The organism is Oerskovia sp. NPDC056781, assembly GCF_042789955.1.
Classification (GTDB): Bacteria; Actinomycetota; Actinomycetes; order Actinomycetales; family Cellulomonadaceae; genus Oerskovia; species Oerskovia rustica.
On record NZ_JBHUAD010000042.1, the window covers coordinates 1 to 22,439 of the forward strand.

The window sequence follows — 22,439 nt, forward strand, 5'->3', positions numbered from 1 at the left end:
GTCCGGGACCACGCGACCACGACCGGCCGGACGGGTGCGGTGCGAGCGGGCTCAGCCGAGAAGCTGGTCGACGCGTGCGGCGGCGTCGGTGAGGGCCTGCTCGACGGTCTTGCGGCCGGCGGCCGCGTTGGACAGCTCCTCGTTGATCGCGTCCTGCATCTCCTGCTGCGCGGCGAGCACGGGCGGGAGGGCGACGGTGTCGAGCGCGTCGATCACGGCCTGACGGTTCGCGGGTGGCGTCTGCTCGAGGTACGGGGCGAGGGCCTCCTCGTCGGCGACGGGCGGAAGCTCCCACGAGCTCGCCAGCCGGGTGTCGACCGCGGTCGGCGAGACCGTGAGGAACTCGGCGAAGTCCTGGGCGGCCTCCTTCTCCTTCGAGGCGGCCGTCACGGCCACCCCGTTGGTGAACAGGGCCGAGGCCTTCGAGGCGTCACCGGGCTCGACGACGATGTCCCAGTCGAGGCCCTCGACCTGGGACAGGGCGTCGAACATCCAGATGCCCGAGTGCCACATGCCGAGCCTGCCGGCCGAGAAGAGGTCCTTGTCGAAGTCGGGGGTGCTCGACCCGTCGGCCTCGGTGGGCATGACCGTCCCGGGCTTCGTGACGAGCCAGGTGGCCGCCTTGACACCCTCCGGGCTGTCGAACGCCGAGGCCGAGCCGTCCTCGGTGAAGAACTGGCCCCCCGCCTGGTCCAGCACCTTGTAGAACTCGTGGAACGTCACGGGCTGGAAGTCGCCGTACACGCCGGCGACGGTGTCGGTCAGGGCGGTCGCCGCGGCCTGCTCGTCCGCCCACGTCCAGTCGGCCGTGGGGTAATCCAGCCCGGCGGCGTCGAAGAGCGCCTTGTTGTAGTAGAGGACGACGTTGGAGTACGACGACGGGAGCCCGTACTGGGTGCCGTCGTGCGTGAAGGACTCCAGGAGCGTGTCCTTGTAGGGGGCGGCGTCCACGTCCTCGAGCGGGGCCAGGGCACCGGACTCGGCGTAGGAGACGAAGTTCTCGTAGTTGAGGTCCACGACGTCCGCGACGGTCTTCCCGGCGAACGCGGTCTGCAGCTTGGTGAAGTAGTCGGCGTAGGGGATCGTCTCGACCTGGACGTCGACGTCCGGGTTCGCCTTCTCGTAGGCCGCGACGATGGTGTCGAGGTCCTTCTCGTGCCCGTCGTTCGAGGTGAAGTTCATGTAGCGGACGACCGTCTTGCCGTCAGCGCCCGTGGTCGTGGTCGCCGAACCCTGGGCACAGCCCGCGAGCACGGTGACGCCGACGAGCGCGAGCGGGACGAGCGCAGCGGTGCGTCCGTTGAAGCGTGAGGTCATGAGACCTCTCCTTTCGGTGGGGGTGCGTACTCCTACTTGAGGCCGGTGTGGGACATGCCGGCGATGATGTGGCGCTGCGCGAACATGTAGACGATCGCGATCGGCAGGATCGACACGACCGAGCCCGCCATGACGACGTCCCACTGGGTCGTGAACTGGCCCTGGAGCGTGGACAGCCCCAGGGGGAGCGTCATGAGCTCGGGGGACCGGATGACGACGAGGGGCCACAGGAAGCTGTTCCAGGAGCCCATGAAGGCGAAGACCGCGAGCGTCGCGAGCGCGGGCTTGACGAGCGGCAGGACGATGAGGCCGAAGATCCGCAGGTGACCGGCGCCGTCGAGCGTCGCGGCCTCGTCGAGCTCGCGGGGCACGCCGTCGACGGCCTGGCGCAGGAGGAAGATGCCGAAGGCCGACGCGATCGACGGTGCGAGCAGCGCGAAGTACGTGTCGTTGAGGTTGAGCCGCGTCATCTGGATGAACAGCGGCACGACGAGGACCTGGAGCGGGATCATGAGCGTCGCCAGGTAGGCCGCGAACACGATGTTCTTGCCCTTGAACCGCAGACGGCTGAAGCCGTAGGCGGCCATCGACCCGGTGACCATCTGCAGCAGGGTCGCGACGACCGCGACCCCGAACGAGTTCGCGATGATCCGCCAGACCGGCATGGACACCATGAGGGTCCGGTAGGCGTCGAGCGTCGGGTCCTCGACGATCAGTGACGGGCCGCCCGAGAGCGAGCCGCTCGGCGTGATCGACGTGATGACCGTCCACAGGAACGGGAAGAGCATGATGACCGCGCCGACGACGACGGACGCGTACAGGGCGATGCGTCCGAGGATCTGACCGGCGGAGCGCCGGGGGCGCCGCAGGGAGGTGGGGGCCGTGGTCGGTGTGACGGGGGCTGTCGGGACGAGGGTCTCAGGCATGGTTCACCCACCTGCGCTGACCGCGCATCTGGAGCGCGGTGACGATGAGGATCAGGACGAAGAGGATCCAGGACAGTGCGGACGCGTCCCCGGCCCGGCCGTAGCGGAACGTGAGGTCGTAGATCTGGCCGACCACGACCTGGCTCGCGCCGGACGGGCCGCCGCCCGTCATCACGTACACCTGGTCGAAGACCTGGAACCCGTTGATGAGCGAGATGACGAGCACGAAGAACGTCGAGGGGGACAGCAGCGGGAACGTGATGTGCCAGAAGCGCTTCCACGCTCCGGCGCCGTCGACGCGGGCGGCCTCGAGCACGTCACCGGGGATCGCCTGGAGACCGGCGAGCAGGATGACCATGACGAAGCCGAGGTCCTTCCACGCCGAGGCGAGGATCACCGAGGGCATGGCCCACTGGGGGTCGGTCCACCATCCCGGGGCCGTCATGTCGGTCCCGAAGAGCCCGTTGAGCCCGTCGAGCACCGGCTGGACGAGCTGGTTGACGAGGCCGTTGGACGGGTTGAGGAGCCACTGCCACACGAGGGCCACGACGACCCAGCTCGTGATGACGGGCAGGAAGTACGCCGCGCGGAAGAACGTGCGGCCCTTGAGCGCCCGGTTGAGCAGCATGGCCAGACCCAGACCACCCACGTAGACAAGCGGGAGGTAGCCCAGGATGTAGAAGAGGGTGTTCCCGAGGACCCGCCAGGTGTCGCCCGAGGTCAGCAGGTCGGCGTAGTTGTCGAGGCCGACCCACTTCATGGGCGAGACGAGGTTCCAGTCGTGCAGGCTCACCCAGAGCGAGTTCACCATGGGGGCGAGCGTGAACACGACGAGCGGGACGGCGCTGGGGAGCAGGAAGAACAGGACCCACCCCCGGTTGCGCCACCGCGACCGTGAGGACGTGCTCCGTCGCTGCGGGGTCGGGCGCTTCGGCGCGGCCGCCCGTGGCGGCGCCGTGGCGGGGACGGACATCACTGTCTCCTCGTGGGGGTGAGGGCCGGCGCGTTGCCGGCGTCGGTCTGCATGCGGGCGACGACGAGACGTCCCTGGTCGCCCGACGCGCCCGCGGCGTCGAACGGCGTGGCCAGGACGAGGGCGGCGGCGCCCAGGGCCCACTTGTCGTCGGCCCAGGGCTCGACGACGAACGGGATGGCTCGGCGGGTGGGCAGGAGGTGCGCCCGGAACGTCTTCTCGAAGCCGGTCTGCCAGTGGGCCCAGGCGCCGATACCCTCGCCGAGCAGGACGACGAGCTCGGGGTCGAGGAGGTGGACGACGCCCGCGAGCGTGCGTCCGAGCAGGCGTCCTGCCTCGTGGTACAGGTCCCGGGCGCCCAGGTCTCCCGCGTCGGCGCGGGCCACGAGCTCGGCGACCGTCCCGTCGGGGCCGATGACGCCTGCGGCGATCGCGCGGGTACGCAGGGCGTCGTCGCCGATGTACGCCTCGAGGCACCCGTGGTTGCCGCACCCGCAGAGCGGGCCGCCCTCGGTCACGGGGAAGTGGCCGATCTCGCCGGCACCGCCCGCAGCTCCGCGGCGGATGGTGCTGTCGACCACGAGCCCCGAGCCGATGCCGCGACCGATCGTCAGGACGAGGAACGACGCGTGCTCGCGCCCGGTGCCGTACAGGTGCTCGGCGACGGCCAGGGTGTTGACGTCGTTCTCGACGAGGACGGGCACGCCGAGCGTGTGACGCAGCGAGGCGCCGACGGGGACCGCGGTCCAGCCGAGCGTCGGGGCGGTCACGACACCGGAGGCCTGGGCGTCGACCGAGCCGGGGATGCCGATCCCGACGCCGAGGACCGGGCCGTCCTCGGCCGCGAGGACGTCGCGCAGGAGGTGCCCGAGGGCGTCGAGCGCGTCGGGGCGCCGGGGGTCGAACGGGTGCGACGACTGCGAGAGCGCCTCGCCGTCGAATCCGACCGACACGATCGCGACGTGGTCGGCCGTGACCTTGGCGCCGATGGCACGGGGGGCGGGTGCGCTGCTCAGCCCGAGGAGGCGGGCGGGGCGTCCGCCCTGGCTCGGCACGGTCTCGAGCTCGACCAGGAGGCCCCGCTCGACGAGGTCCTTGGTGATCTGGGTGACGGTCGCGGGGCTGACACCGAGCTCGCGGGCGATGGCTGCGCGGCTCCTGGGGCCTCGCGTCCCGAGGAGCGCGAGCGTCGCGGCGGCGCCGTGGTCGCTTCGAGCGGTGGTGGTCGGCACCGGAGAACTCCTTTGTTCGGGACTATCTTTAGCACCAAACTAAGTCCGCATGCCGAGACGTGTCAAACGTGCTGGTCGCCGCGGCGGATGGGCGTTCGGACCGTGCGGGCCATACCCTGGCCGATATGGACACCGAAGAACGTCTGGCCGTCTTCCTCGACTACGACAACCTCGCGCTGGGCGCGCGCGACCACCTGGGCGGGATGACCTTCGACTTCAAGCCGATCGCCGACGCGCTCGCCGCGCGCGGTCGCGTCGTCGTCCGCCGCGCCTACGCCGACTGGTCCTACTTCGACGAGGACCGCCGCTCCCTGACCCGCCACCAGGTCGAGCTCATCGAGATGCCCCAGCGCATGGGGGCCTCGCGCAAGAACGCCGCCGACATCAAGATGGTCGTCGACGCGATCGAGATGGCCTTCGAGCGTGAGTACATCTCGACCTTCGTGATGTGTACAGGGGACAGCGACTTCTCGCCCCTCGTGCACAAGCTGCGTGAGCTCAACAAGCGCGTGATCGGCATCGGCGTCGAGAACTCGACGTCCAAGCTGCTGCCCCCGGCGTGCGACGAGTTCCTCTTCTACGACCGCCTCGAGGGCGTCGAGATCCCCGACGAGCCCGTCGAGCGCAAGCGGTCCTCGAACAGCTCGAACCGCAGCACGGCCCGCAAGTCGTCGAGCCGCTCCTCGGGCTCGAGCTCCGGCTCGTCGAACAAGGCCGCGCCCACCCCGGCGCCCGAGGCCGCGACGGCGCCCGCCGCCGACGTGGCACCGGTCACCGACAGCGCGCCCGAGCCGACCCCCGCACCGCTGGACGTCGAGGCCGAGCTCGGCTCCGCCGTCGGGCACGGGGCCTCCTCGACCAACGAGGACGAGGACCTCGCGGTCCTCGTCGCGCAGACCCTCGCCGACCTGTCGAGCTCGTCGAGCGGGGCCGTCGTGGCCTCGACGCTCAAGCGCACGCTGCTGCGCAAGGACCCCACGTTCAGCGAGGCCGACTACGGCTTCCGCAACTTCGGCGAGTTCCTGCGCTACCTCGAGGAGCGCGGCGTGGTCCAGCTCAGCGCGGGCCCCGCCACGGGCGACCCCGAGGTCTCGCTGCCCGAGCGCGGCCACGCGGGCGACGACTTCGCGCTGCTGCGCACCGTCGTGGGCGAGCAGGGCGACTCGGTGCCGCTGTCCGGCCTCAAGAACCAGCTCCGCAAGAAGCGCCCCGACTTCAGCGAGAAGGCGCTCGGCTACCGCAGCTTCCTCCAGTTCTGCAAGGCCGCGCAGACCGCGGGCGCGATCGACCTGCGCTGGGACGACGACGCCGACGACTACCTCGTGTCGGTCGCCACGCGCTGACAGCACCGTCCGACAGGGCACGCCCGGCCGCTAGGCTCCGGGCGTGCCCTTTCGACGACGAGAGCAACCCCGCCAGATCGCCTTCGAGGCGGTCGACGACCTGGACGACGACGATGCGTTCGCGCCGCGGCCCACGCGTCCCGGCGCGCCCTCCGGCCGACCTGACACCCCGCCCGACGACGCCGCTCCCGCCGCGCCCCACGGCGTCGGCACGAGCGGTGACGAGGACGGCGTCGTCCCGGTCCCGCGCGCCCCGAGGGTGCACCGCCGCCGACGCCTGGTCGTCACCGGCGTGGCCGGGACCCTCGTGCTCGTCCTCGGCGGGCTCACCGCGCTGGACACGGTCCGCGCCCGGCAGGCGGAAGCGTTGCTGCGGACCGCTCCCGGCGGGGTCGTCGGGCTAACGCAGCCGCCGGACGAGGTTTGGAGCGTCGACACCGGCGAGGCCTGGCCGACGCTGGCCGGCGACCTCCTCCTCGTGCCGGTCGACGGAGCGCTCGTCGCCCACGACCTGACCTCGGGAGAGGAGGTCTGGCGGCGCGCGGACCTCGGGAGGAGCCGTTGCGGCACCTTCGTCGCGCGCCCCGAGGGGGCCACAGCCCTGTCGACCATCACGTGCGTCAGCGGTGGGAGCCTGGAAGACCTCGTGCCGTCGCACCCCACCAGGCCGCCGACGACGGTCTCCGTGCTCGGTCGCGACGGCAGGACGCTCGCCGAACGTGACCTGGACGCCTCCCGCGGAAGCACGGAGGTGCTCGCCGACGGTGACCTCGTGAGGGCGGCACGGGACGACCAAGGGCTCGTCGTGACCGTGGAGGACGCGCGCACCGGCGACGTGCGCTGGACGCGGTCCGTCCCGGCCGACGACGTCGCCGGGGACGACGGGACCTGCGAGACCTCCGTGGAAGGCGTGATGGTCGACGACCGCGAGTCCGTCTACTTCTTCGACGTGGCGGGCACGATCTCGGTCAGGGGATGCAGGGTGGGCGCCACGTTCTCTCCGGGGGGAGACCTGCTGTCGTCCGGGGACGACGCGTACGTCGAGGGCCTGGCCGACGGCCGGTTCACCAGGACGGCGATCGGCCGGACGGGGACGGACGTGCTGGACGCGGAGGGCGCGGTGATCCTGCGCGACGTGAGCGAGGTGCTCGACCCGCTCGCCACGGACGGCACCGCGCCCCCTCTGCTGTTCGTCCGGTCGGGTTCCGGGCTCGCAGCCCTCGCCGAGGACGGGCACCAGGTCTGGGCCTTCCCGCGGTACACCGCGCAGGTCCTGCTCGCGACCCGGGACATGACCGTCGTCGGCACCTTCCCCGGGGCCGTGGCGATCGACAACGTCACGGGCGAGGAGCTGTGGACGTGGCGGGCCTCCGAGCGCGGCGGGTCGTCGAGCAGCGACGTGTCCGCGGCCTTCGCGGGCCACGGGTCGCTGACCGTCGTGCTGGGGACGCAGCCGGGTTCCGGGGCGCGATGGTCCTCGATCGACCTGGCCGACGGCAGCACGCGATGGGAGGAACCGCTCACCGTCGAGCCCTACGGCTTCCTCGCGGTCGGCGGGAGGCTTCTCGTGCTCGACGGGCAGCGGATCCTGCGCCTCGGGTGACCCGGTCCCGTGGCAGGCCGACCGCCTGCACGGTCACGGCCGGAGGGCGGTGCGCAACGAACCACCAAGCGTGAACATCCGTGCACGGGCCGGGGTTCTCCCTGGCCAACCGCGCTCTGCCGAACTGCCCTGAGCGCGCACCGGAGCCCCGCCGTCGGGCCGGGCTGCACGTCGGTGCACAATGTACGGATGACGTACCGGGTGCTGAAGCTGATCCTGTCGCTCCTGGCCTTCACGCTGCTGAGGCCACGGGTGACCGGCCTCAACAACATCCCGCGGCGCGGACCCGTCATCCTGGCGAGCAACCACCTGTCGTTCGTGGACTCGCTCCTCATCCCCATCGTCGCCCCGCGGCACGTCACGTTCCTCGCCAAGGCCGAGTACTTCACGGGCACCGGGCTCAAGGGCCGGGTCTCCCGGTGGTTCTTCACCACCCTCGGCCACATCCCCGTGCAGCGCGACGACCCGCGCGCCGGTCAGCGCTCGCTCGAGGACGCGCTCGAGGTGCTCAACCGTGGGGGCGCGTTCGGGATCTACCCCGAGGGCACGCGGTCGCGCGACGGCAAGCTCCACAAGGGACACACCGGGGTCGCCTGGCTCGCGCTCGCGGGCCACGCGCCGATCGTGCCCGTCGCGATCCAGGGCACCGACAAGGTCCAGCCCGTCGGCTCGCGTCTCCCGCGCATCCACCGCGTGACCGTCCAGTTCGGGGCGCCCATCGAGCCGGCGCGCCAGATCACGTCGGGCAAGCCTGCGCAGGCCCGTCGCGAGCTCACCGAGCAGGTCATGGACTCGATCCACGCGATGAGCGGCCAGCAGCGCGCGAGCTGACCGGCAGCCACTGGCCGTCGGCCGCCCGACCGCCTCCGGACGCCCGGCCGGCCGCCGGTCACCGACCGGCCGGGACACGGCACTTTCCTGAGAAGGACGTGCAAGACCCGCCCGGTCATGATGTGCTCGGGGCAGGGCCACGTGCCCCAGGGATCGCGCCCGGCGGGTCCGCTCGCCACCACCGCCGCCCCGAGGGCGTCCGACTTGACCTCAACCACGGTTGAGGTCCTAGCGTGGCCGACACCGAACGAGAGGACTCACCATGGCTGTCTACACCCTTCCCGAGCTGTCGTACGACTACGGCGCACTCGAGCCCCACATCTCCGGCCGCATCATGGAGCTGCACCACTCCAAGCACCACCAGGCCTACGTGACCGGCGCCAACACGGCACTCGAGAAGCTCGCCGAGGCCCGCGACTCCGGCGACCTCGCCGCGGTCAACCTCCACGAGAAGAACCTCGCGTTCAACCTCGGCGGACACGTCAACCACTCCGCGTTCTGGACCAACCTCTCCCCCGAGGGCGGCGGCGAGCCCACCGGCGACATCGCCGCAGCCATCGCCGAGGACTTCGGCTCCTTCGAGAAGTTCAAGAAGCACTTCGCCGCCGTCGCCGCAGGCGTCCAGGGCTCGGGCTGGGCCATCCTCGCCTGGGACACCCTCGGCAAGAAGCTCATCATCGTCCAGCTCTACGACCAGCAGGGCAACATCGCCCTGGGCCTGGTCCCGATCGTCCTCCTGGACGTCTGGGAGCACGCCTACTACCTCGACTACCAGAACGTGCGCGCCGACTACGTCACCGCCTGGTGGAACCTCGTCAACTGGGCCGACGCCGACGCACGCCTCGCCCGCGCCCGCACCCAGGGCGAAGGCCTCATCATCCCCGCCTGACCCTCTGCGTCGCCCTACGGGCCGCACAGCCCCCTTCCTGGGGTGTCTGTGCGGCCCGTTCGTGCTGGGCGTGACGTAGGCCAAGGCCTCACCACGTCGCACGCCTCGACGGACCTCGACGCGCGTCATCGTCGCATCGGACACGGGCACCGCCGACCCCACCGGTGCGCCCTTCCGGATGACGTCAGCGTCGCGGCACCGCACCGTCTCCAGCGCCACCGGGAGGTGCAGCGCCACCGGGAGGTACAGCGCCACCGGGAGGTGCAGCAGGCCCTACGGGGAGGACGGCCACGGACCGGCGAGAGGACGACAAGCCATGGCGGTGGTCGAGGGAACGGACGTCTGGGCCACAGGAGTCCTCGTCGCGTCGAAGGGACGCCACGGGCTCCTCCGGAGCACGCGACGCGGGGCCTCGACCAGGTGCCGCCCACGCTGGACGCGCCGTGGTGGTGGCGCTCACGGGGTTCCTGCCGGCCCGAGACGCGCTCGGTGCCGTCGTGGACGTCGTCGGGGTCTGGACCGGAGACGAGATCCGGGTCGCCCACGTGACCGTCCTGGGCCATCGCGGGGACCACAGGACCCCGGGCGAGACAGCAGCGGACGACGAGCCCGCAGATCCGGTCGCTGCGGCTGCGGCTGCACGTCCGGTGATCCGGCGCCAGAGACCTCCTGCGCACCCTCGACGCGCTCGGCCTCGTGGTGACCCACGGCACGGGCCCGGGTCCCGAGTCGTGCGCCGAGGACGAGGGCGCGGGTGGAGGCACGCTCCGAGTCACGGTCACCGACGTCGACGCAGCAGCTCGGGCTGTCGGCGACCTCGGGCGAGAGGGAGACGATCGGATCGTGCTGGTCCCGAGCCGGTGGCACGCGGTCGAGGCGGCGGCCGCCCGGGACCTGCACGCGCAGGTGCCGGAGGCCTGCTCGTCGCCTTCGGGGAGTCGGTGACGGAGTACCAGCTCCAGGTCCAGCTCACGGTCACGTTCGTGACACCCGCGCTCGAGGGCCTGGTCGCACGCCTGCCCGTCGGCATCGTCGACGTCACCGCCCTCGTGCAGGAGCGGTCCTCGGCTGCACACCAGGTGTGAGGCCGCAGCGAGCGCACGGCGGCCTCCGGCATCCGCGGCTCCGCGGAGCACGCACTCCCCCGCCGCCGGGACCTCACACGCACCGCCGTGCCCCAAGAACGCGCACGGGCCCCGCCTCCCAGGGGAGGCGGGGCCCGTCGTGTCGTGCGGTCGATCAGTGCGCGTGCTGTCCGCGAGAGAACTCGAAGACCCAGCCCACGAGGGCGACGGCGCCGAGGACGACGCCGATACCGAGGATCCACCAGCCGAGCGCGAGGCCCAGGAAGGCGATCGCCGCGGCGCCTGCGATGGCCAGCGGCCACCAGCTCCACGGCGCGTAGACGCCCTGGTCGCCCGCGCCCTGCTCGATGAGTCCGTCCGGGTCGTCCTCGGGGCGCGAGTCGATGCGCTTGGCCGTGAGGGCCAGGTAGCCACCGATCATGGCAGCGAGGCCGAAGGTCAGGAACAGCGCTGCGGAACCGACCGGCTCCCAGTGGCTCCAGAACCCGTAGACGAGCGCCATCAGGAGGAAGAACGGTGCGAGGAAGAGGTGGAGCCTCGATTCGACCTTCACTTGCCGTCCTCCTTCTCGCCGTCGCGCGGCTCGTCGATGATCATCGTCGAGGACTTGGCGCTGGGGTGATCCTTGCCCTCGACCCGGTCCATGGCGACCTGCTGCTCGCCGCGGCGGTCAGCGTCGCCGTAGATCTGCTGCAGGACGTTCGGGTTGGGTTCGGCGTGGTCCATGGCCGCGACCTCGGGGTGGTGCAGGTCGAATGCGGGGCGTTCCGAGCGGATCCGGGGCAGCGACGTGAAGTTGTGCCGCGGCGGCGGGCAGGAGGTCGCCCACTCGAGCGAGGCCCCGTAGCCCCACGGATCGTCCACGGTGACCTTGGGCGCGTTGCGCCAGGTCGTGTAGACGTTCCAGAGGAACGGCAGGGTCGAGGCGGCGAGGATGAACGCGCCGACCGTCGAGACCTGGTTCATCCACGTGAACCCCTCCTCCGGCATGTAGTCCGCGTAGCGACGCGGCATACCGGCGACACCCAGCCAGTGCTGGACGAGGAAGGTGGCGTGGAAGCCGATGAAGAGCAGCCAGAAGTGGATCTTGCCGAGCTTCTCGTTGAGCATGCGCCCGGTGAACTTGGGCCACCAGAAGTAGAACCCGGCGAACATCGCGAACACGACGGTGCCGAAGACCACGTAGTGGAAGTGCGCCACGACGAAGTACGAGTCGGAGAGGCTGAAGTCCAGCGCCGGGCTCGAGAGGATGACGCCCGTGAGACCACCGAAGAGGAAGGTCACGAGGAAGCCGATCGACCAGAGCATGGGCGTCTCGAACGTGAGCTTGCCGCGCCACATCGTGCCGATCCAGTTGAAGAACTTCACACCGGTCGGGACCGCGATGAGCATCGTCATGAACGCGAAGAACGGCAGCAGGACCGCGCCGGTCACGTACATGTGGTGGGCCCAGACGGTCACGGACAGCGCCGCGATCGCGATCGTCGCGTAGACCAGGCCCTTGTAGCCGAAGATCGGCTTGCGGCTGAAGACCGGCAGGATCTCCGAGACGATGCCGAAGAACGGCAGGGCGATGATGTAGACCTCAGGGTGGCCGAAGAACCAGAACAGGTGCTGCCAGAGGATGGCACCGCCGTTCTCCGGGTTGAAGATCTGCGCACCGAGCCGGCGGTCCGCTCCGAGCGCGAACAGCGCCGCTGCCAGCGGGGGGAACGCCATCAGGACCAGGAGGCTCGTGACCAGCGTGTTCCAGGTGAAGATCGGCATGCGGAACATCGTCATGCCCGGAGCGCGCATCGTGATGATCGTCGTGATGAAGTTGACGGCACCGAGGATGGTTCCGAACCCGGCCAGGGCCAGGCCGAAGACCCAGAGATCTCCACCGGCCCCTGGACTGAACGTCGTGTTCGACAGCGGCGCGTAGGCGAACCATCCGAACGACGCGGCGCCCTGCGGCGTGAAGAACCCGGCCGAGGCGATGAGGCCACCGAAGAGGTAGAGCCAGTAGGCGAACATGTTCAGTCGCGGGAAGGCGACGTCAGGTGCGCCGATCTGCAGCGGCATGATGACGTTCGCGAAGCCCGCGAAGAGCGGGGTGGCGAACAGCAGCAGCATGATCGTGCCGTGCATCGTGAAGAGCTGGTTGTACTGCTCCTTGCTCTGCACGATCTGGATGCCGGGCTCGAAGAGCTCGGCACGGATCACGAGGGCCATGAGGCCGCCGATGCAGAAGAAGATGAACGACGTGATCAGGTACATGTACCCGATGGTCTTGTGGTCGGTCGAGGTGACCCACTTGATGACGGTTCGTCCGAGCGTCTGGCGCTTCGGGGCGAGACCGGGAATGACTTCGGCCTGCGCGACCATCAGTTCTCACCTTCCGTGACGACGGGGGGGTTCGGGTCCTGGAGGCGGTTCAGGTCCAGCCCGAGCTCGCCGGTCTGACCCTTGTCCTCGAGCTTCTGCATCTGCGCGTCGTACTCCTCGCGGGAGACCACGGCGACGTTGAAGAGCATGCCCGAGTGGTGCTCGCCGCAGAGCTCGGCGCACTTGCCGGCGTAGACGCCCTCACGGGTGGGGGTGACCTGCCACTCGTTCGTGCGCTCCGGGATCATGTCCATCTTGAAGAGGAACGCGGGGATCCAGAACGAGTGGATGACGTCGCGGGAGTCCAGCTTGAACCGGACGACCTCGTTGACCGGCAGGTACAGCGTGGGCAGCGACGTCGCGGTGCCGGGGGCACCCTCGATCTCGTCCTCGGAACGGAGGTCGCCGACGTTGGCCTCGTGCTGGCCGGACTCGTAGACGTCGTCCGTGAGGTAGTTGAAGTCCCAGCTCCACTGCTTGCCGATGACCTGGATCTCGACGTCAGGCTCTGCGGAGAGGTCCTTGATCGCCGTCATGTCACGGTCGGTGTAGTAGAAGAGCACGAGCACCATGACGATCGGCACTGCCGTGTACATGATCTCGAGGGGCAGGTGGTAGCGCGTCTGCACGGGCAGGACGTGGTCGTCCTTGCGCTTGCGGTAGGCGGCCACGCACCACAGGATCAGCCCCCACGTGATGACACCGACGATGAGTGCCGCGATCCAGGACCCGTTCCACAGCGACGTGATGCGGGCGGTCTGGTCGGTCACCTCACCGTCGGAGTATCCGGGGAGAAATCCGCGCTGAACGGTCTCACTGGCACAACCGGAGGCCAAGGCTGCGACCGCGACGGCGGAAGCCGTCGCTCGCAGGATGGTTCGCCGTGTGCGGCTAGGGGATTGCGAGTGCAAGGGGGGCCTTTCACTTCAACGTTCGACAGGGGGGCTCGATCTTCTCCACGAGTTCCCCGCAGAACCTTCGTCCTCGACCCACAGAGCCTAGCGCGCAAATGCCCTCTCTCGCGCCGTCAACGCGGCTTCTGAGCGTGACGAATCCGCCAACTTCCCGCAAGATCCCGGGGTTCGGCACACCCTCGGCGCATCTGTCAGATCGTCGCTTCCCGCGCGGCCCGCGCTACGGTGCACGGTGTACGTCGCGTCCACGGCACATTCGGCGCGTCTGCAATGAAAGTTCGCCGATCGGCGGTTCGGGAGCCCTCCCCCGGCCGCCTCGCACGCCCTCTGGAGCTCATGTGACCGACACCACGACGCCCCCGCGTCGGGTCTACCTCGACAACGGCGGCCGGGCGGCCCTGCACCCCCTCGCACGCACCGCCCTGGCCCAGGCGATCGACGACGGGTGGGCCGACCCCCGGCGCCTGTACGCCGAGGCACGCCGGGCCGCCGTGCTCCTCGACGGGGCCCGCGAGGCGATCGCCGCCGGCCTCGGCGCCCGGACCGAGGAGGTCCACCTCGCACCCTCGCACGTGGCCGCCCTGCACGCCGCGGTGGGCGCGGTCGCGCTCGGGCGCCGTCGCACAGGACCGGGGATCGTCGTCTCGGCGGTCGAGCGCGCCGCGGTCCTGCACGCGGCCGAGCTCGCGGTCGCGACCGCGGGCAGCCCCGACGCCCTCGTGAAGGTCCCGGTCGACACGCTCGGCCGGGTCGACGAGGCCACGATGACCGCGGCGGTCGCGAGCCCTGGGACCGCGCTCGCCGCGCTCCAGGTCGCGAACGGCGAGGTCGGCACGGTCCAGCCCGTCGCCGCGGTGCACGCGGCCGCGCGCCGCGCGGGGGTGCCGCTCCTCGTGGACGCGGGCGCCGTCGTCGGGCACGGGGAGGTTCCGGTCGAGTGGGACCTGCTCGCTGCAGACCCCGCCGACTGGGGCGGCCCTGCGGGCGTCGGGGTGCTGGCGGTCCGCAACCGGGTCCGCTGGCGGCGCACCTGGCCCGAGGACGCCGAGCCGTGGTTCCCCGGCGGGGTGAGCGTGCCCGCCGCGTTCGCGGCCGCCGTCGCGCTCCAGTCGGTCCTGGCCGACCGCGCGGCGCAGGACGTCCGGCGCCGGGCGATCGTCGACAAGGTGCGCGGCGTCGTCGGGCAGATCCCCGACGTCGAGGTCGTGGGCGACCCCGACGACCGGCTCCCCCACGTCGTGACCTTCTCGTTCCTGTTCGTCGACGGCGAGGCCCTGGTGATCGAGCTCGACCGGGCGGGGTTCGCGGTCGGGTCGGGGTCGGCGTGCACGTCGAGCACGCTCGAGCCCAGCCACGTCCTGGCCGCCATGGGCGTCCTGACGCACGGCAACGTGCGCATCTCGCTCGACCGGGCCACCACGGAGGACGACGTCGACCGCTTCCTCGCGATCCTGCCCGGGGCCGTCGCGAGGGTGCGCGCATCGCTCGGGGTGAGCGGGCTGTGAGCGACGAGCCGGTCACGCTCGTGGACGCGCGCGGCCTGCGCTGCCCGCTGCCCGTCATCCGGCTCGCGGCCGCCGCGCGCGACCGTGCGCCGGGGGACGTGCTGACCGTCTGGTCGACCGACCCCGCGGCTCGTCACGACGTCCCGGCCTGGGCGCGCATGCGCGGCCACGCGGTCGTGGAGAGCACGGTCGTGGAGAGCACGGTCGTGGAAGGTGCCGAGGGGCAGGACGCGGACGCGGCGGACCCCGGGAGCGCGCCCGACGGCGCCACGACCTGGGCGATCACCGTCCGCCTGGGTGGGTGACCACCCGGCGACCACCCCCCGGACGCGGACGGCCCGGCCGCCATGAGGTGACCGGGCCGTCGTGGCTCCTGGCCGGCAGCGGGGCTGCCGACGCGCGAGGATCAGCCGAACGAGCCGCCGCACGCGCAGGCGCTGCCCGCGTTGGGGTTGTCGATCGTGAAGCCCTGCTTCTCGATCGTGTCGGCGAAGTCGATGGTCGCGCCGTCCAGGTAGGGGACGCTCATCTTGTCGACGACGACCTCGACGCCGTCGTAGTCCTTGAGGGCGTCGCCGTCCAGGACACGCTCGTCGAAGTAGAGCTGGTAGATCAGGCCCGAGCAGCCACCGGGCTGGACGGCGACGCGCAGACGCAGGTCGTCGCGGCCCTCCTGCTCGAGGAGGCTGCGGATCTTGCCGGCCGCGAAGTCCGTCAGCAGGACGCCGTGGGTGGCGGTCTCGGTGGTCTCGCTCATCGTGTTCTCCGCACAGTCTTCGGTGGGCTCTCGCCCCGTGGTGTGCCGTCGGTCTGCGGCTCCCGCTCCCGGGCAGGCCGATCGGTCCTCAGGCTTGTCGCATACCCGTCAACACGACGGGAGATGGTTCTGTTCCCGAGTGTACGACGCCCGCGCTCACCTCTCGCTGCCGGCCCAGGTGCGGGCCACGCGAGCGACCCGTGCACGCGCCGCGTCGCTGTCCGGCCCGAGCTCGTAGGCACCGCTGATCCCCGCCGCGGCCTGCTCGCGCCGCCCGGCCAGGATCTCGCGCGCCAGGACGACGACCGGGACCCCGAGCGCACCGGCCCGGCGCGCGACCTCGGGCAGGACACCGTCGTGCGTCGTCGACGCGTCGAGCCGGTCGACGACCACGACCGCGACGTCGGCGGCCTCGACCCGCGCGCCCAGCCCGACGACGTGCGCGACCAGCGACGTCCCCGGCAGCAGGCGACCGCCGGCGGCGGCGATCCCGAAGCCCAGACCCCCGCCCGCGCCCGCGCCGGGCAGCCCGGTCAGCCTCCGGTCGGCGGCCGCGCGCGACGCGAACGCCCCACCGCCCGGGGCGGGTGCCGCCGTCGGGCCGGAGACTCCCGAGCGGCCGGAAGCGCTGGACAGCAGGTCGCGGCGTGCCGTGCCCTCCAGCGCGCGCGTGACCTCGTGCGCGTAGTGGCCGTGCGCCCGCTCGAGCTCCTGGGCGAGCGTCGCCAGCGCGGGCCGCTCGACCGCGAGCGCTCCGCTGGCCCCGTGCAGGCCCAGCAGCGGCAGGTCGGACTCGACCGCGCCGACGAGCTCGACGGACCGCAGCGCGTCCCGGGCGCGCAGCACGACCGCGGCCTCGTCGACGGTGATCGCACCCAGCGCGGCCCCGCCGCGGGTCAGCGGCCCCGGCCCGGTCCCCGCGAGCGCCGCGAGCATCCCGGCCCCGGCGTCGTGCGCGCCGCTGTCCCCCGTCGCCACGACGACGCGCGAGGCCCGTCGGGCAGCGAGCGCGACCACCTGCCCGACGCCGTAGCTCGTCGCCGCGCCAAGCCCTGCGCCGGAGGTGCTCCCGTCGGCGGGCGCAGAACGCAGGAGCGCCGCCTCGACGTAGGCCGTGCGCGCCCCGGTCGCCGTGGGGAGACCGAGCCGGAACGTCACGGGCAGGTCGTCACCGGCTGCGCCTCGCGCGATGACCGCCACCTGCTCGGGGGCGTGGGCCGCGAGGGCGCGCAGGAAGCCGGCCGCCCCAGGGTTGAGGACGCACGGGTCCACGTCGCCGCGCACCGTGGCCGTCCAGGTCTCGGCGACCAGGGCGCACGCCCCCTCGGCGGGCAGGTTCCCGTCCGACAGGGCGAGCGGTTCCGCGGCGGCGAGGAGGAGGTGCATGCCGCGATTGTGCCAGGCCCTCAACCCCGGCAGGGCTGCTCGACCGACCGACCGTTGTGCGACGATGGTCCCGTGAGCACCCTGTTGGACAGCGCCTTCGCGGAACCTGCCCCCTCCCCCCTCCTGCTCCTCGGACAGGGCCGGGACCTGGCCTCCGAGCGAGGAGTCGAGTGCACCGGCGAGCTGCCGGCCGCCAGCGACCCCGACCTCGTCGAACGTGCCCGTGCGGCCCGCGCCGCGCTCGGCTCGCGGGCCTTCGTCCTGGGCCACCACTACCAGCGCGACGAGGTCATCGACTTCGCGGACGTCACGGGCGACTCCTTCAAGCTCGCGCGCGAGGCCGCGGCCCGTCCCGAGGCCGAGTTCATCCTCTTCTGCGGCGTGCACTTCATGGCCGAGAGCGCGGACATCCTCACCTCGGACGCCCAGCAGGTCGTCCTGCCGGACCTCGCCGCGGGCTGCTCGATGGCCGACATGGCCGCGATCAACCAGGTCGAGGACGCGTGGGAGGTCCTCCAGGACGCCGGTATCGCCGACGTCACGCTCCCCGTGACGTACATGAACTCGACCGCCGCGATCAAGGCCTTCACGGGCCGGCACGGCGGGACCATCTGCACGTCCTCGAACGCCGAGGTCGCGCTGCGCTGGGCATTCGACAAGTTGGACGCTGCGGGCGGCTCCCTCCCCAGCAAGGTCCTGTTCATGCCGGACCAGCACCTGGGACGCAACACCGCGCTCCGGGCGCTCGGCATGTCCCCCGCGGACTGCGTGGTCTTCGACCCCCGCAAGCCCAACGGCGGCCTGACCGACGCCGAGCTGCGCGACGCGCGCATGATCCTGTGGCGCGGGCACTGCTCGGTGCACGGGCGCTTCTCCGAGCGCAACGTGACCGACATCCGTGCCGCGGTGCCGGGCGTCAACGTGCTCGTGCACCCCGAGTGCAAGAACGAGGTCGTGGAGGCCGCGGACTACGTGGGCTCGACCGAGTACATCATCAAGATGCTGGATGCCGCCGAGCCCGGCTCGTCCTGGGCGATCGGCACCGAGCTCAACCTGGTGCGGCGCGTCGCCCGCGCGCACCCGGACAAGCAGGTGCACTACCTCGACTCGACCGTCTGCTTCTGCTCGACGATGAACCGCATCGACCTGCCGCACCTCGTGTGGGCCATGGAGTCCCTCGTCGCCGGGCGCACGGTCAACCGCATCGTGGTCGACGCCGACGACGCCCACTGGGCACGCGTCGCGCTCGACCAGATGCTCGCCCTGCCCGGACTCTAGAAACCACCCGTCGGGCCCGTCGGCACCCGCCGGCGGACCCGACGGTCGCACCATCGCATCGACCCTCGGGGGTGACGGATGACGACCGGGAACGGTCTGAGCGTCGGGATCTTCGTGTTCGACGGCGCCGAGGAGCTCAACGTCGCGGGCCCCTACGAGGTGTTCACGACGTGGCGCGAGCGCTCTGCCCTCAAGCCGCGGGTCTCGACGTTCTCGTGGGACGGGCGCGGGGTGCGGCTCGCACAAGGCCTGCACATGGTCCCCGACGGGTCCGCCGACGACGTCGTCCCGGTCCAGGTGCTCGTGCACCCCGGAGGGCCCGGCATCCAGCGGCTGGTCGGGGATCCGACGCACCTCGCCTGGCTGCACGCGATGCGAGCCCGGACCCCGCTGCTGACGAGCGTGTGCACGGGCTCGCTCGCGTTCGCGGCGGCCGGTCTGCTGGCCGGGCGTCCGGCGACGACCCACTGGGACCACGTCGACGAGCTCGCCCGTCTCGACCCGAGCATCCTCGTCGACACCGAGACCCGGTTCGTCGACGACGGTGACGTGGTCACCTCGGCCGGGGTGTCGGCCGGGATCGACATGGCGCTGCACCTCGTCGAACGGCTCGAGAGCGCCGAGGTGGCCGAGGAGGTCCGGCGCGCCCTGCAGTACGAGGGCTGAGGACCTGCGCCGCGCCACGACCGCCCGGGGTCAGGCGCCCGCGCGCTCCTCGTAGCGGCCCGAGCGGTGCGCCCACCGGTCGAAGAAGACGGTGAGGAACGGCGGCAGCGTCGCGGCGAGCGCGAAGAAGAGCGTCAGGAGCGACCAGCGCTGGCGGACGGCCACGACGAGCGCGAGCGCGACGTACGCGACGACCAGGCCCCCGTGGACGGGACCGAAGATCTTGACGCCGATCTCGGAGGCCTCGGCGATCCACTTGACGTACATCCCCACGAGCAGGCCTGCCCAGGAGAAGGCCTCGGCGATCGCGACGACGCGGAACGCGCGGACGGTCCAGTGGTGGGAGGCGGTGGGTACCGCGGGCACGGACGAGGTCTCGGACGAGAGGTCGGCGGCTGCGGGCGTCGGGGCGGCATCGGGAACGGGGGCGGCGGTTCGGGAAGTCACGGGGGCCATCCTCACACGCCTCGCCGGGCGGGCCGAACGACCGGCGAGTCCCGCACGGCGGCCCCAGGGGCGAGGCCGACCCGCGATACCTGATACCGCCCGTGCTCGGTAGTAGCCTGCGACGGTGACCCGACAGATCCAGCTCACGATCGCCAGCACCCTGCCGCGCAAGGCCGTGCCCGGCCGCGGGGTCCTCGACCCCTCCGTGACCCGCATGCGCGTGCGCCCCGGCGACCTCGACTTCTACCTGCACGTGAACAACGGCGTGTACCTGCAGATGATGGACGTGGCGCGCAGCAACTTCCTCGCCGACCTCGGCGCCTTCGGGCTCCTGCGAGACCAGGGCTGGTACCCCGTCGTCGCGTCGTCGACCATGAAGTACCGCCGCTCGCTCCAGCTCTGGGACCGCTTCGAGATCACGACGCGCGTGCTCGGGTGGGACGAGCGCGTCGTCTACCTCGAGCAGGTCTTCACGCGCGCCGGCGACCTGTGCGCGCGCGGCCTGGTCGCGGGCCGCTTCCTGTCGAAGGCGGGCGACCGCATCCCGGGGCCCGACGTCGTCGCCCTCCTGGGCACCTCGACCGTGAGCCCCGAGCTGCCGGCCGACGTGCGCGACTGGGCCCAGGCCGTGGACGTCGCAGCCCGCTGAGCCCGCGCCGCCCTACGCTGCGGGCCATGACGGACGAGGTGCTCGAGCACGCCCTGCTGCACGTGGTTCCCGGCCAGGAGGTCGCCTTCGAGGAGGCCTTCGCGCATGCGCGGACGATCATCTCCGCGATGCCCGGCTTCGGTGGGCTCTCGGTGTCGCGGTGCGTCGAGCGCCCCACGACGTACCTCCTGCTCGTGCGCTGGGACAGCCTCCAGGCACACACCGAGGGGTTCCGCGGCTCGCCCGAGTATCTGCGGTGGAAGGCGCTGCTGCACCACTTCTACGACCCGTTCCCGGTCGTCGAGCACTACCGCGAGGTGTCCGTCATCCCTGGGCCGACAGCCACGCCCTGACGTCCTCGAGCTGGGCGAGGACCGTCGTCAGGTCCTGCGTGAGGTGCTGCCCCCGGGCCGAGGCCACGCACCGGTCGACCTCGTCGACCATGCGCCGGGCGGTCGCGGCGTCGTCGAGCCGGACGGCCAGCTCGGCACGGAAGGCCTGGGCCTCGACCCGGTCCCGCGCGGGGGCGCCCAGGTCCCCCGCGTCGGCGTCGCGGCGCAGCGCGCCGTCGAGGATCTTCACGGCCTGCCCGACGTCGCCGCGCGAGTCCGCCTGGACCACCGCGTTGGCCACGGCGAGCAGCAGGCGCGACTCCCCCGGCGGGCCGTCCGGGCGGCAGGTGTCCTCCCCCGAGCCCGAGCGCGCCGCGGGCGACCGGCCCGCCGAGGTGCCGGTGGGGTCCGCGAGATCCTCCGCCCCCGGCTCGGGGTCCTCGGGGCGCCGCACCACCCGCAACCAGTTCCCGGCGGGGTCCACGAGGCTGAACCCGCTCAGCCCGCCCGCGTTCGCCCGACGACGGGGCCGCGTGATGCGCGGGAGACCGCTCAGCGGCAGCTTCCCGTAGACCGTGCGCAGCCCGGCCGCCCACGCCTCGTACAGGGGCTCGGTGTCGTCGACCACGACCAGGCACGAGCCGTACGAGTCCTCGGGACGGAAGCCGTCCATCGCGAAGTAGTGCAGGTCGATGCCGCCGCGGCGCAGCGCGAGGTACGGGTTGGGCCGGGTCTGCCGGTAGGTCACCTCGAACCCGAGGGCCACGGCGAAGTCGTGGATCTCGTCGATCGACGCGCACGGCAGCAGGGGGACCATGGTCTCGTTCGCCATGCTCCTATCCCACCACTTCGGCGGGGTCCGCGTCTCCGACAGCGGCGTGGCCTCGGGCACCGGCCGCTCGTCCCTCTGCCCCGGCCGCTCGCCCCCCTGTCCCGGCCGCTCGACCCTGCTCAGGCGGCCTGGGCGACCCGGACCATGTTGCCCGACGGGTCCCGGAACGCGCAGTCGCGCGGACCCCAGTCCTGGTCCATGGGCTCCTGCAGGACCTCGGCGCCCGACGCCCGGACGGTCTCGAAGAGAGCGTCGACGTCGTCGGTCGCGAACACGAGGATCGGCAGGACGCCCTTGATCATGAGCTCCTGGAGCGCGTCGCCGTCGGCCTGCGAGCGACCCGCGTGCGGTGCCGAGAGCACGATGCCCAGACCGGGCTGCGTGTCCGACCCGAGCGTGACCCAACGAAACCCCTCGGAGCCCACGTCGTTGTGCACCTTGAGCCCGAGCGCGTCGCTGTAGAACGCGATCGACTCGTCGACGTCGTTGACGGTGATGTTGCAGAACTTCAGTGAGATGGTCATGACGGCGACTCTAGGACGGGGCTCGTGCGACCGCTTCTCCGATCCTGCTCGATGCGGGCCGTCCCCCCCTCGCGACCTTGCTGTGCTCAGCCCGCGGCGGTCCCCGCGGTCGCCGCAGCGCTGCGCGCCGGGCGTGTCAGGACCTGGGCCACGCATGGGGGCATGGCCTTGACCGCGGCGTGCTCCCTGCTCCGGTACGCCGAGGGCGTCTCGCCCACGACCTCGGTGAACTTCGAGCTGAAGGAGCCGAGCGACGTACACCCGACAGCCATGCACGCGTCCGTGACGCTCGCGCCGCCCCGCAGCAGGGCCATCGCCCGCTCGATCCGTCGCGTCATGAGGTAGCAGTAGGGCGTCTCGCCGTACGTCGCCCGGAAGCGGCGGGAGAAGTGCGCGGGAGACATGAGTGCCTTGCGCGCCATGGTCGGGACGTCGAGCGGCGCCGCGTACTCCCGGTCCATGAGGTCCCGCGCGCGGCGCAGCAGCACGAGCTCCTCGATCTCCTGCGGGGTCATCCTCCGAACGTAGCACCGGGGTCGCCCGGGGTCGTCCGTCGAGAACGGGCGTGGGGTCGTCATCGAGC

General features: G+C 71.6%; 24 protein-coding genes. 11 read left to right on the plus strand and 13 right to left on the minus strand.

The genetic code is table 11. The features are described from left to right. Positions 1-51: 51 nt before the first annotated feature. Genes ACFRCR_RS05830 through ACFRCR_RS05845 form a run of 4 tightly spaced genes read right to left on the minus strand, consistent with a single transcriptional unit; the run spans position 52 to position 4,448 of the window. On the minus strand, positions 52-1,317 hold the full coding sequence (locus ACFRCR_RS05830; protein WP_377676094.1) for an ABC transporter substrate-binding protein: 1,266 nt from the start codon (positions 1,315-1,317) through the stop codon (positions 52-54). A 32-nt stretch (positions 1,318-1,349) separates the two neighbouring features. After that, on the minus strand, positions 1,350-2,243 hold the full coding sequence (locus ACFRCR_RS05835) for a carbohydrate ABC transporter permease (RefSeq protein ID WP_377676095.1): 894 nt from the start codon (positions 2,241-2,243) through the stop codon (positions 1,350-1,352). Continuing rightward, on the minus strand, positions 2,236-3,216 hold the full coding sequence (locus ACFRCR_RS05840) for a carbohydrate ABC transporter permease (RefSeq protein ID WP_377676096.1): 981 nt from the start codon (positions 3,214-3,216) through the stop codon (positions 2,236-2,238). Before ACFRCR_RS05840 ends, ACFRCR_RS05835 begins: the two co-directional genes overlap by 8 nt. Continuing rightward, positions 3,216-4,448 carry an ROK family protein gene (locus ACFRCR_RS05845; protein WP_377676097.1) on the minus strand — a complete coding sequence of 411 codons (1,233 nt, stop codon included), beginning with the start codon at positions 4,446-4,448 and terminating at the stop codon, positions 3,216-3,218. The genes ACFRCR_RS05840 and ACFRCR_RS05845 overlap by 1 nt, the downstream gene beginning before the upstream one ends. Before the next feature lie 125 nt (positions 4,449-4,573). Between ACFRCR_RS05845 and ACFRCR_RS05850 the strand changes: the two genes are divergently transcribed. The 5 genes from ACFRCR_RS05850 to ACFRCR_RS05870 all read left to right on the plus strand — a co-directional run bounded on the left by ACFRCR_RS05850 (position 4,574) and on the right by ACFRCR_RS05870 (position 10,199). After that, positions 4,574-5,791, plus strand: a complete 1,218-nt coding sequence (locus ACFRCR_RS05850) for an NYN domain-containing protein (protein ID WP_377676098.1) — start codon at positions 4,574-4,576, stop codon at positions 5,789-5,791. A gap of 43 nt (positions 5,792-5,834) precedes the next feature. Continuing rightward, positions 5,835-7,394 carry a PQQ-binding-like beta-propeller repeat protein gene (locus ACFRCR_RS05855; protein ID WP_377676099.1) on the plus strand — a complete coding sequence of 520 codons (1,560 nt, stop codon included), beginning with the start codon at positions 5,835-5,837 and terminating at the stop codon, positions 7,392-7,394. 189 nt (positions 7,395-7,583) lie between these two features. Then, a complete protein-coding gene (locus tag ACFRCR_RS05860; RefSeq protein ID WP_191792300.1) occupies positions 7,584-8,225 on the plus strand; it encodes a 1-acyl-sn-glycerol-3-phosphate acyltransferase in 642 nt (213 codons plus the stop codon). A gap of 262 nt (positions 8,226-8,487) precedes the next feature. Further along, a complete protein-coding gene (locus ACFRCR_RS05865) occupies positions 8,488-9,114 on the plus strand; it encodes a superoxide dismutase (RefSeq protein ID WP_129429624.1) in 627 nt (208 codons plus the stop codon). 941 nt (positions 9,115-10,055) lie between these two features. Next, the gene (locus tag ACFRCR_RS05870) at positions 10,056-10,199 is read left to right on the plus strand and encodes a hypothetical protein (protein ID WP_377676100.1); all 144 of its coding nucleotides are present in this window, start codon (positions 10,056-10,058) and stop codon (positions 10,197-10,199) included. A 154-nt stretch (positions 10,200-10,353) separates the two neighbouring features. Here ACFRCR_RS05870 and ACFRCR_RS05875 read toward each other — a convergent pair whose 3' ends face one another. From ACFRCR_RS05875 to coxB, 3 genes are read right to left on the minus strand one after another with little or no spacing between them, the layout of a single operon-like run. Further along, a complete protein-coding gene (locus ACFRCR_RS05875; RefSeq protein ID WP_138824250.1) occupies positions 10,354-10,752 on the minus strand; it encodes a cytochrome c oxidase subunit 4 in 399 nt (132 codons plus the stop codon). After that, positions 10,749-12,566 (minus strand): cytochrome c oxidase subunit I, encoded by a 1,818-nt coding sequence (gene ctaD, locus ACFRCR_RS05880; protein ID WP_377676101.1) that lies wholly within the window; start codon positions 12,564-12,566, stop codon positions 10,749-10,751. The genes ACFRCR_RS05875 and ctaD overlap by 4 nt, the downstream gene beginning before the upstream one ends. After that, positions 12,566-13,477, minus strand: coding sequence for a cytochrome c oxidase subunit II (gene coxB / locus ACFRCR_RS05885; protein ID WP_138824248.1), 912 nt, complete (start codon positions 13,475-13,477; stop codon positions 12,566-12,568). Before coxB ends, ctaD begins: the two co-directional genes overlap by 1 nt. A gap of 341 nt (positions 13,478-13,818) precedes the next feature. Between coxB and ACFRCR_RS05890 the strand changes: the two genes are divergently transcribed. Both ACFRCR_RS05890 and ACFRCR_RS05895 read left to right on the plus strand, forming a co-directional pair. Then, entirely contained in the window at positions 13,819-14,985 is a 1,167-nt protein-coding gene (locus ACFRCR_RS05890) for a cysteine desulfurase family protein (protein ID WP_377676102.1), read from the plus strand. Beyond that, a complete protein-coding gene (locus ACFRCR_RS05895) occupies positions 14,982-15,290 on the plus strand; it encodes a sulfurtransferase TusA family protein (RefSeq protein WP_377676103.1) in 309 nt (102 codons plus the stop codon). The genes ACFRCR_RS05890 and ACFRCR_RS05895 overlap by 4 nt, the downstream gene beginning before the upstream one ends. A 101-nt stretch (positions 15,291-15,391) precedes the next feature. On the opposite strand, the gene ACFRCR_RS05900 is transcribed toward ACFRCR_RS05895, so the two are convergent. Both ACFRCR_RS05900 and ACFRCR_RS05905 read right to left on the minus strand, forming a co-directional pair. After that, positions 15,392-15,742, minus strand: coding sequence for an iron-sulfur cluster assembly accessory protein (locus ACFRCR_RS05900; protein ID WP_030153043.1), 351 nt, complete (start codon positions 15,740-15,742; stop codon positions 15,392-15,394). A 156-nt stretch (positions 15,743-15,898) separates the two neighbouring features. Then, a complete protein-coding gene (locus ACFRCR_RS05905; protein ID WP_377676104.1) occupies positions 15,899-17,128 on the minus strand; it encodes a glycerate kinase in 1,230 nt (409 codons plus the stop codon). 72 nt (positions 17,129-17,200) lie between these two features. Between ACFRCR_RS05905 and nadA the strand changes: the two genes are divergently transcribed. Continuing rightward, on the plus strand, positions 17,201-18,406 hold the full coding sequence (gene nadA / locus ACFRCR_RS05910) for a quinolinate synthase NadA (protein WP_377676105.1): 1,206 nt from the start codon (positions 17,201-17,203) through the stop codon (positions 18,404-18,406). Between the two features lie 78 nt (positions 18,407-18,484). Then, complete coding sequence (locus ACFRCR_RS05915; protein ID WP_377676106.1) at positions 18,485-19,072, plus strand: DJ-1/PfpI family protein; 588 nt, start codon at positions 18,485-18,487, stop codon at positions 19,070-19,072. Between the two features lie 30 nt (positions 19,073-19,102). On the opposite strand, the gene ACFRCR_RS05920 is transcribed toward ACFRCR_RS05915, so the two are convergent. Next, positions 19,103-19,519, minus strand: coding sequence for a DUF3817 domain-containing protein (locus tag ACFRCR_RS05920; protein WP_377676107.1), 417 nt, complete (start codon positions 19,517-19,519; stop codon positions 19,103-19,105). A 124-nt stretch (positions 19,520-19,643) separates the two neighbouring features. Here ACFRCR_RS05920 and ACFRCR_RS05925 point away from each other — a divergent pair, with 124 nt between their 5' ends. Next, positions 19,644-20,168 (plus strand): acyl-CoA thioesterase, encoded by a 525-nt coding sequence (locus ACFRCR_RS05925; RefSeq protein WP_377676108.1) that lies wholly within the window; start codon positions 19,644-19,646, stop codon positions 20,166-20,168. Positions 20,169-20,194: 26 nt separating this feature from the next. Further along, on the plus strand, positions 20,195-20,521 hold the full coding sequence (locus tag ACFRCR_RS05930; RefSeq protein ID WP_377676109.1) for an antibiotic biosynthesis monooxygenase family protein: 327 nt from the start codon (positions 20,195-20,197) through the stop codon (positions 20,519-20,521). Here the strand turns inward: ACFRCR_RS05930 and ACFRCR_RS05935 are convergent. The 3 genes from ACFRCR_RS05935 to ACFRCR_RS05945 all read right to left on the minus strand — a co-directional run bounded on the left by ACFRCR_RS05935 (position 20,493) and on the right by ACFRCR_RS05945 (position 22,371). Then, on the minus strand, positions 20,493-21,332 hold the full coding sequence (locus ACFRCR_RS05935) for a hypothetical protein (protein ID WP_377676110.1): 840 nt from the start codon (positions 21,330-21,332) through the stop codon (positions 20,493-20,495). The two genes, ACFRCR_RS05930 and ACFRCR_RS05935, sit on opposite strands and share 29 nt — an antisense overlap. 119 nt (positions 21,333-21,451) lie before the next feature. After that, entirely contained in the window at positions 21,452-21,856 is a 405-nt protein-coding gene (locus ACFRCR_RS05940) for a VOC family protein (RefSeq protein WP_377676111.1), read from the minus strand. Between the two features lie 86 nt (positions 21,857-21,942). Next, the gene (locus ACFRCR_RS05945; protein ID WP_377676112.1) at positions 21,943-22,371 is read right to left on the minus strand and encodes a helix-turn-helix transcriptional regulator; all 429 of its coding nucleotides are present in this window, start codon (positions 22,369-22,371) and stop codon (positions 21,943-21,945) included. Between the last annotated feature and the right edge of the window lie 68 nt (positions 22,372-22,439).

Bases quoted from the DNA above. Each gene is read 5' to 3' on its own strand.
- ACFRCR_RS05830 (WP_377676094.1), bottom strand. From the start codon at position 1,317: ATGACCTCACGCTTCAACGGACGCACCGCTGCGCTCGTCCCGCTCGCG.
- ACFRCR_RS05835 (WP_377676095.1), bottom strand. From the start codon at position 2,243: ATGCCTGAGACCCTCGTCCCGACAGCCCCCGTCACACCGACCACGGCC.
- ACFRCR_RS05840 (WP_377676096.1), bottom strand. From the start codon at position 3,216: ATGTCCGTCCCCGCCACGGCGCCGCCACGGGCGGCCGCGCCGAAGCGC.
- ACFRCR_RS05850 (WP_377676098.1), top strand. From the start codon at position 4,574: ATGGACACCGAAGAACGTCTGGCCGTCTTCCTCGACTACGACAACCTC.
- ACFRCR_RS05860 (WP_191792300.1), top strand. From the start codon at position 7,584: ATGACGTACCGGGTGCTGAAGCTGATCCTGTCGCTCCTGGCCTTCACG.
- ACFRCR_RS05865 (WP_129429624.1), top strand. From the start codon at position 8,488: ATGGCTGTCTACACCCTTCCCGAGCTGTCGTACGACTACGGCGCACTC.
- ctaD (WP_377676101.1), bottom strand. From the start codon at position 12,566: ATGGTCGCGCAGGCCGAAGTCATTCCCGGTCTCGCCCCGAAGCGCCAG.
- ACFRCR_RS05900 (WP_030153043.1), bottom strand. From the start codon at position 15,742: ATGAGCGAGACCACCGAGACCGCCACCCACGGCGTCCTGCTGACGGAC.
- ACFRCR_RS05905 (WP_377676104.1), bottom strand. From the start codon at position 17,128: ATGCACCTCCTCCTCGCCGCCGCGGAACCGCTCGCCCTGTCGGACGGG.
- ACFRCR_RS05915 (WP_377676106.1), top strand. From the start codon at position 18,485: ATGACGACCGGGAACGGTCTGAGCGTCGGGATCTTCGTGTTCGACGGC.
- ACFRCR_RS05930 (WP_377676109.1), top strand. From the start codon at position 20,195: ATGACGGACGAGGTGCTCGAGCACGCCCTGCTGCACGTGGTTCCCGGC.
- ACFRCR_RS05935 (WP_377676110.1), bottom strand. From the start codon at position 21,332: ATGGCGAACGAGACCATGGTCCCCCTGCTGCCGTGCGCGTCGATCGAC.
- ACFRCR_RS05940 (WP_377676111.1), bottom strand. From the start codon at position 21,856: ATGACCATCTCACTGAAGTTCTGCAACATCACCGTCAACGACGTCGAC.
- ACFRCR_RS05945 (WP_377676112.1), bottom strand. From the start codon at position 22,371: ATGACCCCGCAGGAGATCGAGGAGCTCGTGCTGCTGCGCCGCGCGCGG.